Origin of the sequence: Kitasatospora sp. NPDC008115 (assembly GCF_042957205.1) — a bacterium.
Taxonomy (GTDB): domain Bacteria; phylum Actinomycetota; class Actinomycetes; order Streptomycetales; family Streptomycetaceae; genus Kitasatospora.
In genome coordinates this window covers 1-10,653 of sequence record NZ_JBIBHU010000036.1, presented here as the reverse complement: position 1 = coordinate 10,653, position 10,653 = coordinate 1, and the positions used below count along the sequence as shown (strand labels likewise).

Sequence of the window (10,653 nt, the reverse complement as noted above, 5' to 3'; positions counted from 1 at the left end):
CTCGGCCTCAACCGCCGCCGAGTCCGCGTCCGCGACGACCTCTGTCAGCTCGGCCGCAACCTTCTCGACCGGCTCAACCACAACCGGCGCCTCGGCGACCGGCTCGGCAACGGCAACGGCGTCCGACGGCTCCGCGACCGGCTCGACATCGGCCGATGCCTCTACGGCGGACTCAACCCCAACCGGGGCCTCCACCCCGGCAACCGGCTCGACCTCAACCGCCACCGACTCCGCATCGGCAGCGGCGTCCGGCGCCTCCACCGAGACCTCCACGACCGGCTCGGCTTCAGCCGAGGCCACTACGGCGGACTCAACCTCAACCAGGGCCTCCACCCCGGCAACCGGCTCGACACCGGCAACGACACCCGTCGCCTCCGCAGCCGGCTCGGGCTCGTTGTCGTCGGCCGGGTCGATGGACTCGGCTTCGGGGGCGGAGGGCTGGGCGGGCGGGGCGGTGGGGATGCCGACGAGGTCGTCGGCGGCCGGGGAGGGGGCGGGGAGGGTGACCGTGAGCGGCTCCTCTTCGGCCGGGGTCTCCGCCGTCGGCTCCTCGGCCTCCGCCGCCGGCTCAGCGGCGGCCGCGTCGGTGTCTTCGGAGACGGCCTCCTCCGGCTCCGCCGCCGGTTCCACCGCCAGCCCGTCGCGCTGCCCGCCGGCCAGGGCCTGGCGGGCGGCGTAGGCGGCCTCGGCGGCACGGCGGTCGGCGCGGGCGGCGGCGAGTTCGGTGAGGAGGTCGGCGAGGCCGGCGTCCTCCAGGGTGGCGCGCAGGCCGCCGAGGGTGGGGAGGCGGTAGAGGGTGCCCTCGTCGGCGGCGAGGCGCTCGACCAGGTCGACGAGGTCCGGGAAGGACAGCGCGTCGAGGTCCTGGCCGGGCAGCAGGCGGGCGAGTTCGCGCACGCCGGTGCTGATCGCCTCGAAGGTCTGCGCCGTACGGTGGGCCAGGTCGGCGTCGGACGGCGCGGTCGGCAGGGTGCCGGCGGGGGCGAGGGCGGCCCAGGCGCGGCGCTCGACCTCGGCGGAGGCGAGCGCCTCGTGGAGGTCCTGGGCGCGGGTGCGGCCGGTGGTGGTGGCGGCGAGGGCGCCGGCCTGCTTGCGCAGCGAGCGGGCGCGCAGCCAGGAGAGCTTGACGCCGCGCTCGCGCCGCCAGTTCCGGTCGGCGGTGGCGGCGATCAGGGCTTCGAGGTCGGCGTCGTACGCGGCGGGAGCGAGGACGGCCGAGGTGCGGCGGACCAGTTGCAGCATCTCGACGAGAACCGCGGTCTTGCCGACAGTGTCCGGCGCGTCGAGCTTGACATCGGTGGCGAGCGCCGTGACGTCCTCCCAGACCTGCTGGAGGTCGTGGCCGCGCAGCTCGGCGAGGACGGTGGACGCGGCGCGGGCCTCCTCGGGGGTGGCGACGGTGTCGGCGGCCGCGTACCAGGGGTGGGTGTCCGCGGCGAGCGTGAACGCGCCGAGTTCGGCGTAGCGGCCGAGTTCCTCGCGGAGGTCGGTGTCGGCCGTGGCCTCGGCGACGTCCGTGGTGTCCTTGGTGTCCATCGTGTCCGTGCTGTCGGCGGTGTCCGTGGCGGCCTTGGTGTCCGTGGTGTCCTTGACGTCTGCGGAGCCGGCTGCGTCGGCCGCGTCGGCGTTGCGGGAGTGAAGCACTGTCATGTGAGGTCCGGTTCTGGGCGGCTGCGGCGGGGGCGTGGACGGGCGGCGAGGGGGCGGCGGTCCGGGTGCGCGATGGGCCTCGGAGGGAGGGGCCGGGGGGCGCGCGGTCGGGCTACCGGTCGGAGGCCAAGAATACGGGTGCCCGTTCGAGCCATGCACGCACCACCGCCCCTCGGCCCGGTGTGGCGTGCCGTACCGCCCGCCCGGACGCCACCCGGGAGGGCCGGTCGGGTGGCTCTCCCGTCACCCGTCCGCGGCTCGTCCGCCGCTCACCGGCGCCCGTCGGCGCCCGCCGCACGCCCACCGCCCGCCTGCCGTACGGGCGGCGGGCGGTGGCCGGCCCGGGCGAGCGCGGCGAGGTCGACCGGCGCGAGGTACTCGTAGAGCGCGGTGCGGTGCCACCACGCGCCGGTTTGCCGCAGTTCGCGCCAATCGGTGAACCGGTAGAGGTGGAGGGTCGCCCGGACGTGGGTCGGCGGGCCGTCCGGGAAGGGGTTGTGGCGCAGCAGGCGCAGCGTGTCCGGGTCGTTGACCAGCAGCCGGCCGGCGAACGGCAGGAACCACGGCCGGGCGTAGCCGGGCGAGATGCCGGCGAACCACATCAGCCAGTCGAGCCGCAGGTGGTAGGGGGCGTACTGGCGCGGGAGGCGGCGCACGTCACCGGGCTTGCCCTTGAACCCGTACTCCTTCCACACGGTGCGCCGGGTCACCACCGGGTCGTCGGTGCCCTCGACGACGACCTCCTGGCGGGTGCGGTTGACGCTGCCGAACGCCCCGTAGGTGTTGACCAGGTGGAGGCGGTTGAAGGAGCGGTTCATCACCTGGCGGCGGGAGACCATGTTGCGCACCGGCCAGTAGCTGAGGACGAGGACGGCGGCGGTGAGGGCGAGCGCCAGGGCCTCGAACCAGAGGGGCGAGGGACCGTAGGCGCGCGGGTGGACGGGCAGGCCCAGGCGGGCCGGGTCGACGGCGGCGAGGGCGAGGGCGATGGTGAGCCAGTTGAGCCAGGCGAAGTTGCCGGAGGCGACCAGCCAGAGCTGGGTGGCGACGACGACGCAGGCGGCGTAGGTGGCGATGGGCTGCGGGAGGAGCAGGCCGACGGGGACCAGGAGTTGGGTGACGTGGTTGGCCGCCGCCTCGACGCGGTGCAGCGGGTCGGGCAGGTGGTGGAAGAACCAGCTGAGCGGTCCGGGCATGGGCTGGGTCTCGTGGTGGTAGCGCAGGCAGGTCAGGTCGCGCCAGCAGGTGTCTCCGCGCAGTTTGATCAGTCCGGCGCCGAACTCGACCCGGAAGACCAGCCAGCGCAGCAGCCACAGCACGGGGGCGGGCGGGGCGGTGTCGGCGTTGCCGAGGAAGACGGCCAGGAAGCCGGCTTCCAGCAGCAGTGACTCCCAGCCGAACGAGTACCAGGTCTGGCCGACGTTGACGATCGAGAGGTAGAGGGCCCACAGCACCGCCCAGCAGAGCATCGACGTCCACAGCGGGAGGGCGTCGCCGAGGCCGCCGGCGAGGGCGGCGGAGAGCGCGGCGCCTCCCCAGGCGACGGCGGCGTAGAAGCGGTCGCTGTAGTGGAGGTGGAAGAGGCCGGGCGCGTGCCGGAACGGGACGCGGGCGGTGAAGCGGGGGACGGGGAGCATGCCGCGGCTGCCGGTGAGGGCGCGGAACTGGAGGGCCGCGGCGAGGAAGCCGGTGAGGTAGAGGGCGGCCAGCATCCGTTGCACGAGCAGTCTGCTGAGCCAGTACTCGGGGGCGGCGAACCACTGCATGCGGCCCATGCCTACCACCGGCGGCGGCCGCGCGGGGGTGCGCGGCGGGGGCGGCGCCCGGCGGTTCACCCGGACGGTGTTCGCCCGGACGGTGTCCGGCCGGGTGGTGTCCGGCCGGGTGGTGCGCCCCAGGCCGGGCGGTACTCCCCCGGCCCGGCGGCGCTCACACCGTGGCGGGGGGCCTCTCATCGGGGGTGAGAGGCGCCCCACCGCGGTGGTGGATGCGGCGGTGCGGACGCCGGACGCCAGGGCGCCCGGCCGTGCGGTCGTGCGGGTGATGCGGGTGATGCCGTCGTGCCGTAGAACGGTCGTAGGGGTGTGCGGTCGTGCGGTGGTGCTCTCAGGCCGGCAGGATGATCCCGGTCTCGCCGGTGCCGGAACGGGTGACGGGGGCGCCGTTCTGCTGGAGGCGGTCGACCAGGAGCGCGGCCAGGGTGCCGAGTTCCTCCTCTGTTCGGGACTGCGCGGTGACGTCCATGCCGACCGTCAGCACGCCGCTGACGTGGCCGGTGCGGGCGGTGCGCAGCGGGCTGCAGGTGAAGCTGAAGACCTGCTGGCCGCGCTGGGCGTCGGGGCGCGCGGACGGGAGCCGGACCTCGTTGAGGACGGTGGCCCGGCCGGTGCGGTAGGCCTCGTTGACCGCCTGCTGGAGGCCGGCGGCGCCCAGGTGGGGGTAGGCCTGGCCGATTCCGCCGTAGGCGACCGGCGCGCCGAAGACCTCGGCGTGCTGGGCGTTGGCGTAGCGGATCTCCTGGCCGGGGCCGTCGGTGAGCATGATCGGGAAGGGCGAGCCGTCGAAGGCGGCGAACATCTCGTGCTGCTGGGCGACCAGGTTGTCGCGCAGCCGGATCTCGGAGAGCAGCGCCTCGGCGAGGTGCTGGATGTCGCGCAGCCGCTCGCGGCCCCACTGGCGGGGCTCGTGGTCGAGGACGCAGACGGTGCCGATGACGGTGTTGGTGTCGTCGACCAGCGGGGCACCGAGGTAGGCGCGCACCCCCAGCTCGTCGACGACCGAGTTCCCGGCGAACCGGGGGTAGGCGAGGATGTCGTCCAGGGCGAGGGGGGACCGCTGGGCGACGACGTGCGGGCAGAAGCCGTAACTCATGGGCATCTGACGGGTCGGCAGGTCGAACGCGATGCCCCGGTCGGCCCAGGCGGAGCCCTTGTCGACCGGAATCTCAGGGGAGGTTGGCGGAATGTAGAGCCCCCGGAACATCTGGTGCTCGTCGTTGATGAAGTTGACCATCGCGATGGGGGCGCGGGTGATGCTGGCGGCCAGGTGGGCGAAGCGGTCGAAGGCCTCGTCCGCCGCGGGCTCGTCGAGGCCCAGGCTGCGAAGCCTGCGGGCCCGCTCCGACTCCCCGGCGGCACCCGGGAACTGGCCTTGAGTGCTCATCACATCAGTCATGGCGCACATGTAATCAGACATCCGGTGCCTTCGGCGCTCCCGGCCCGCGCCGTCCCGGATGCTGACTTTCGGTCAAAGCCACATGGTCGAGCGGGAGACGGAGGCGTGACCGGTGGCCGGGAACGGACGCGGAACCGGAAGCGGAACCGTCGGATCCGGCGGTTCCGGGAATCTCGGACACGTCGTATCCCCACCTTTGGGTGTTTCAATCCTCCCCGACCCCGGAACGACTCGATCGCGCCAATCCAAGATCCTCCGTAGAGCACTTCCGGTGCACATATGACAATGAGGCCTGCCGAAAATCGGCGGTCCCCAGGAGCAGCGTGGGCCACCGCCGGCACTTCCGCACGCACCGGCTGTGCATGGGCCGGCCGCCGACCCCACCTCCCCCTCACCTTCGGCGGCCGACGCGGATCGGCTGCACGGACGGAGGCACACCCACCGAACAAACGAACCCGAGAGGACCGGGGAATGGCGATGGACTACTTCACCGACGAACGACACGAGCGCCTCCGCGCGGAGGTGCGCGAGTTCGCGGAGAAGGAAGTGCGCCCGCAGGTGGCCAGAATGGAGGCGGAGCGCCAGGTCGAGTTCGCACTCGCGCGGGAGATCGCCCGCCGGGGTTGGATCGGAGTCACCATCCCGCGCGAGTTCGGCGGGCTGGGGCTCGGACACCTCGCCAAGACCGTGATCGTGGAGGAGCTGTCACGGGTCAGCGGCGCCATGGGGGCGATGGCTCAGGCCTCGCAGCTCGGCGTCGCCAAGGTCATCCACTTCGGTGACGACGCACAACGCCGTTACTGGCTCCCCAAGTTCGCCGACGGATCGGCGCTGCCGACGATCGCCGTCACCGAACCGGAGTCCGGCGGCCATGTGCTCGGCATGAGCGGCACGGCGCGGCGCGAGGGCGACGAGTACGTGCTCAACGGCCGCAAGTGGTTCGTGGGGAACTCCCACATCGGCGACGTGCACGGCGTGGTGCTGCGCACCGGGCCGGGCAGCCGGGGGCTCTCCGCGTTCCTGGTGGAGAGCGACCGGCCCGGGTTCCGCGCCGGCACGCTCGGCTCGCAGAGCGGGCTGCACGGCTTCAGCTTCGGCGAACTCGTCTTCGAGGACTGCCGGATCCCGGCCGGCAACCGGCTCGGCCAGGAGAGCGAGGGGCTGGACGTCGCCTACTCGTCCTCCACCCTGTACGGGCGGCTGAACCTCGCGGCGGTCGCCCTCGGCATCCACGTGGCGATCGTCGAGGACACCGCGCGGTTCGCCGAGTCGCGTCTGCTCTACGGCAAGCCGCTGTCCCAACTGCCCAACATCGCACTGAAGCTGGGCGAGATGCAGTCCCGGCTGATGACCGCCAAGCTCGCCGCGTACCACGCCTCGCACCTGCTGGACCACGGCAAGGCCTGCGACGCCGAGCTGATGAACGCCAAGCTGATCAACACCGAGTACGCGCTGGACTCGGCGCGCAACGCGATGGAGATCCACGCCGCGCGCGGTCTGCAGACGGAGTTCCACATCGAGCGCTACCTGCGCGACGCCACCCACATCTACCCGCCGGCCGGCACCTCGGACGTCCAGCGGCTGCGGCTCGGGCAGGTGGCTTCCGGCACCTACGGCAAGCAGTGGTCGGTCGAACTCGCCGACCTGGCGGGCTGGGCGTGGCACGAGGCCTCCGAGCAGGAGGCGCGCGCCGAGGCGCAGGTGCAGGACGGCCAGGCGGAGGTGCTGCGGATGCCACTGGCGGGCTGACCCCCGGGCCCGCCCGGTCGGGGCATCCCGCCAGAGTACCTCTTCTTGACCTGTCCCTGACGGCTTTCCGGCGACCGGACCCAGGATGCCGGAAAGCCGTCCGAAACCTTCCAGCACTTCGCCGACCAGTGCGAATTTCCGCCCGAAGGGGGCCGAACCCCCCGGACACACCGTCATCAAGCGTTCACATATGGTCAGTTGATGTTGCCCGAAGGTCACCGGAGGCTGGTAGCGTGCCTGAAGTCGGCGGCCGTCTGCATCCGTCCGGATGGTGACCCCCAGGTCACCACCTCCGGCAAACCCCGGGCACCGCTGGCCGTTGCGCCCCAGCGACCCCCGGTCGGACCGCACACGGAACCCCCGCGTTCACCCCGCTACAAGGAATCAGATGCCAGGCATATCGGCCCCCCGGACGGGCCACCGCGCCGGCCGGTCCGGCTCTCTGCGCAGCCCGCTCCTCACCCTCGCGCTGGTCCCCTGCCTCGGCCTCGCCGCCGCCTGGGGCTACGCCGTCTACCTGCTGCGCGACGCCGGGGAGCGCACCGCCCTGCTGGCCGGCAGCGCGGTCGTCGCCGCCGTCCTGCTCTGGAGCCTGGTGCGCGGCCTGCGCGCCGCGCGGACCCTGCCGGCCCGGATCGCCGCCCTGCACGCCGACGCCCTGACGCTCGCCGAGCACGAGATCCCGGGGGTGGCCGGACGCCTGCGGGCCGGCGAGTCGGTCCCGGCCCCGCCCGCCTGGACCCCGCCCCGGCGGGTCGGCGACGAGCTCCAGCAGGCCTCCGACAGCCTCGCCGCCGTCCGGCAGGCCGCCGTCGCCGCCATCGTCCACCAGGCCCAGGGGCGTGAGGGGACGAAGAAGGTCTTCCTCAACATCGCGCGCCGCACCCAGATCCTGATCCACCGTCAGATCAGCATGCTGGACGCGCTGGAGCGCGAGCACGAGGAACCGGAACTGCTGCGCGAGCTGTTCGCCGTCGACCACCTCGCCACCCGGATGCGGCGCAACGCCGAGAACCTGGTCATCCTCGGCGGCGCGCTGCCCGCCCGGCGCTGGCGCAACGCCGTGCCCATGGTCAACGTGCTGCGCAGCGCCGTCTCCGAGACCGAGAACTACTCGCGGGTCGTCGTCCAGGGCGTGCCCCGCACCTCGCTCAGCGGCCAGGCCGTCGCCGACGTGATCCACCTGATCGCCGAGCTGATCGAGAACGGCACCACCTTCTCCCCGCCGTACACCCAGGTGCAGGTCTCCGCGCAGGACGTCCCCAAGGGTCTGGCGGTGGAGGTCGAGGACCGCGGCCTCGGCATGGTCGAGGACGAATACCAGCGGCTCAACGACTACCTGGCCAACCCGCCCGAGCTGGACGTCTCCGCGCTCGGCGACGACCTGCGGCTCGGACTCTTCGTGGTCGCCCGGCTGGCCGCCCGGCACGACGTCCAGGTCACCCTGCGCCCCTCGCCCTACGGGGGGACGCGGGCGGTGGTGCTGGTGCCGGCCGCGCTGCTGCAGCAGGCCGAGGCGCCGACCGCCTTCGCCGGCCTGCCTGCGGGCGCCCGGGTCACCCGGTCCCCGGCGCCGGGTTCGGGTTCGGGTTCGAGCCCGGGTTCGGGTCCGGATGCTGCGGCGGAGGCCGGTCAGGGCGGCGAGGCGGCCGAGGCCGGCGCCGCCGTGGGCACCGGTCCGGGCGCGGACGCGCGGACGGGCGGGGCCGGGCAGGAGCTTTCGGGCTCGCCCGCCGGCGTGCTCGACGGGCTCCCGGGCGACGGGCCCGCGGCGGGTGGCTTCCCGGGTGCTCCCGTGGACGACGCCACAGGCGGTGTGTTCGCGGGCGGCAGCGTGCCGGTCGGCCTGCCGGGCGGTCTGTCGGACGGTCTGCCGGGCGGCCTGTCCGGCGGCGCCGACGGGGCGGTGGTGAGCGGCGAACTGGTCGCGCGGTACCCCGAGGGCGTCGGCCGACAGGGCGAGGACGATCCGACGGCCAACGGCGGCCTGCCGGTGGGCTCCCCGATCCCCGGGCTGCCGGGCGCGGTGGTCGTGGCACGGCCCAGCCGGCCCTGGCCGTACCTGGACCCGGCGGACGCGGACACGGACGGCCTGGAGGCGTACACGGACGGGTTCGGGGGCGGCTTCGGGGGCGGTGGGTTCGGCGACGGGCCGGGCGCCGGAGCCTGGGGCGGGAGCGACGCACCGCCGGACGCGCCCGTTGCGCCCACGCACCAGCGTGCCGAGGACGCCGAGGCGCGGTACGGGCCCGAGGGCGAGCTGCGAACGCCGCGCGTCCTGCCCCAGCGGGTCCGCAACGCCAGCCTCGCCGAGCAGCTGCGCGAGGCCCACGCGTCCTCCGCCGGCCCCTACGGCCCGCCCGGCCCCGCCGCGCCGCAGGCCGACGACCCCTCGCCGCAGCGCTCGCGGGCCACCATGGCCGCCATCCAACACGGCACCCGCACCGCCCGTGCCACCCCCACCGACCCGGACGTGCCTTCCGCAGCTAAGGAACAGCAGTGATGACGCAGCAGCACACCGACACCGAGCGCGATCTCAACTGGCTGCTGGACCAGCTGGTGGCGCGGGTACCGGAGACCCGGCACGCCATCGTGCTCTCCGAGGACGGCCTGCTGGTCGGACTCTCCCGGGGGCTCGACCGGGCCGACGCCGAGCACCTGTCGGCCGTCGCCTCCGGACTGCAGAGCCTCGCCCGCGGCGCCGGCCAGCGGTTCGACGGCGGCCGGGTGCGGCAGACCGTGATCGAGATGGACCACCTGTTCCTGTTCGTCACGGCCGCCGGCCAGGGCGCCCGGCTCGCCGTGCTCACCAGCGAGTCGGTCGACGCCGGGCTGATGGCCTACGAGATCAACATGCTGGTCAAGCAGGTCGGCCAGTACCTCACCGCAGCACCGCGCAGCGACGCCGGCCAACCGGATGCGGGTGGCGGTGCGTGACCGTCGACGCCGCCGAGGCCTGGTTCTTCGACAAGGAGGCCGGCCACCTGGTCCGCCCCTACGCCATCACCAACGGGCGCACCGGCCCGGTCCGTGACGGCTTCGCGCTGATCACCCTGGTGGTCAGCGCCGACCCGCTGGCCGACACCAGCCGGATGACGCCCGAACCGGCCGCGATCCTGGACCTCTGCCGCGAACGCCCGCTCGCGGTCGCCGAGATCGCGGCCGTCCTGGACCTCCCGGTGAGTGTGGTCAAGGTGCTGCTGGACGACCTCGCCGAGGCCCGGATGATCCTCACCCGGGCACCCGTCGAGCTCGCCGAGGCGCCGGACATCGCGTTGATCCAGGCCGTGATCGAGGGCATCCGCCGGCTCTGACCCGCCGCCGCTCCGTCCGGCCCCGGCCGCCCCGATCGCCCCGTACCTCGCCCAGTTCCCCTTCAGGAGACCCGACGTGACGACCAAGAGCCTGGTGCCGGGCGCGGTCAAGATCCTCATCGCCGGCGGCTTCGGCGTCGGCAAGACCACCATGGTCGGCTCGGTCAGCGAGGTCGAACCGCTGCAGACCGAGGAGCGGATGACCCGCGCCAGCATCGGGGTCGACAGCCTCGACGGCGTCCACGACAAGGCGACGACCACCGTCGCCATGGACTTCGGCCGGATCACCGTCCGCGAGGACCTGGTGCTCTACCTGTTCGGCACGCCGGGCCAGTTCCGCTTCTGGTTCATGTGGGACGACCTCGCGCTCGGCGCGCTCGGTGCCATCGTGCTGGCCGACACCCGGCGGCTGGAGACCAGCTTCGCCGCCGTCGACTTCTTCGAGCAGCGCGGCATCCCCTTCGCCGTCGGCGTCAACTGCTTCTACGGACGCCGCGACTGCGCCCCCGAGGACGTCCGCCGCGCGCTGGACCTCGACCCGGACGTGCCCGTGGTGCTCTGCGACGTCCGGGAGCGCGCGTCCAGCAAGGAACTGCTGCTCGCCCTCCTCGACCGGGTCCACCGGACCGCGCTCGCCGCGCACGCCTGAGGCCGTCGGCGGGCTGTCTAGATGTTCTGGCCCGTGAGGTTGGGAACGCGGCTGGTGGGTGGTTTGCCTGCGAGTGCGGTGTGTCCGCGGTGGTGATTGTAGGTGTGGAGCCAGGCG

Annotated in this window: 7 protein-coding genes and 1 pseudogene; 5 read left to right on the top strand and 3 right to left on the bottom strand. The window is 73.5% G+C overall.

The window, feature by feature from the left end:
* The 3 genes and pseudogenes from ACFZBX_RS32935 to ACFZBX_RS32925 all read right to left on the bottom strand — a co-directional run.
* Positions 1-1,650, bottom strand: a pseudogene (locus ACFZBX_RS32935) (hypothetical protein); the annotation flags it as partial.
* Positions 1,651-1,919: 269 nt separating this feature from the next.
* Complete coding sequence (locus tag ACFZBX_RS32930; protein ID WP_391537514.1) at positions 1,920-3,416, bottom strand: lipase maturation factor family protein; 1,497 nt, start codon at positions 3,414-3,416, stop codon at positions 1,920-1,922.
* 340 nt (positions 3,417-3,756) lie between these two features.
* Positions 3,757-4,824, bottom strand: a complete 1,068-nt coding sequence (locus tag ACFZBX_RS32925) for a GAF domain-containing protein (RefSeq protein WP_391537456.1) — start codon at positions 4,822-4,824, stop codon at positions 3,757-3,759.
* A 477-nt stretch (positions 4,825-5,301) separates the two neighbouring features.
* Between ACFZBX_RS32925 and ACFZBX_RS32920 the strand changes: the two genes are divergently transcribed.
* The 5 genes from ACFZBX_RS32920 (at position 5,302) to ACFZBX_RS32900 (ending at position 10,536) form a co-directional block, all read left to right on the top strand.
* A complete protein-coding gene (locus ACFZBX_RS32920; RefSeq protein ID WP_391537513.1) occupies positions 5,302-6,573 on the top strand; it encodes an acyl-CoA dehydrogenase family protein in 1,272 nt (423 codons plus the stop codon).
* Between the two features lie 388 nt (positions 6,574-6,961).
* Positions 6,962-9,076 (top strand): sensor histidine kinase, encoded by a 2,115-nt coding sequence (locus ACFZBX_RS32915; protein ID WP_391537455.1) that lies wholly within the window; start codon positions 6,962-6,964, stop codon positions 9,074-9,076.
* Positions 9,076-9,510, top strand: coding sequence for a roadblock/LC7 domain-containing protein (locus tag ACFZBX_RS32910; protein ID WP_380763842.1), 435 nt, complete (start codon positions 9,076-9,078; stop codon positions 9,508-9,510). The genes ACFZBX_RS32915 and ACFZBX_RS32910 overlap by 1 nt, the downstream gene beginning before the upstream one ends.
* Positions 9,507-9,887: a DUF742 domain-containing protein gene (locus ACFZBX_RS32905; protein WP_380763844.1), complete on the top strand. Its 381-nt coding sequence runs from the start codon at positions 9,507-9,509 to the stop codon at positions 9,885-9,887. The genes ACFZBX_RS32910 and ACFZBX_RS32905 overlap by 4 nt, the downstream gene beginning before the upstream one ends.
* Before the next feature lie 76 nt (positions 9,888-9,963).
* Entirely contained in the window at positions 9,964-10,536 is a 573-nt protein-coding gene (locus tag ACFZBX_RS32900) for an ATP/GTP-binding protein (protein WP_391537454.1), read from the top strand.
* Positions 10,537-10,653 lie beyond the last annotated feature (117 nt).

Bases quoted from the DNA above. Each gene is read 5' to 3' on its own strand.
- ACFZBX_RS32930 (WP_391537514.1), bottom strand. From the start codon at position 3,416: ATGCAGTGGTTCGCCGCCCCCGAGTACTGGCTCAGCAGACTGCTCGTG.
- ACFZBX_RS32925 (WP_391537456.1), bottom strand. From the start codon at position 4,824: ATGACTGATGTGATGAGCACTCAAGGCCAGTTCCCGGGTGCCGCCGGG.
- ACFZBX_RS32920 (WP_391537513.1), top strand. From the start codon at position 5,302: ATGGACTACTTCACCGACGAACGACACGAGCGCCTCCGCGCGGAGGTG.
- ACFZBX_RS32915 (WP_391537455.1), top strand. From the start codon at position 6,962: ATGCCAGGCATATCGGCCCCCCGGACGGGCCACCGCGCCGGCCGGTCC.
- ACFZBX_RS32910 (WP_380763842.1), top strand. From the start codon at position 9,076: ATGACGCAGCAGCACACCGACACCGAGCGCGATCTCAACTGGCTGCTG.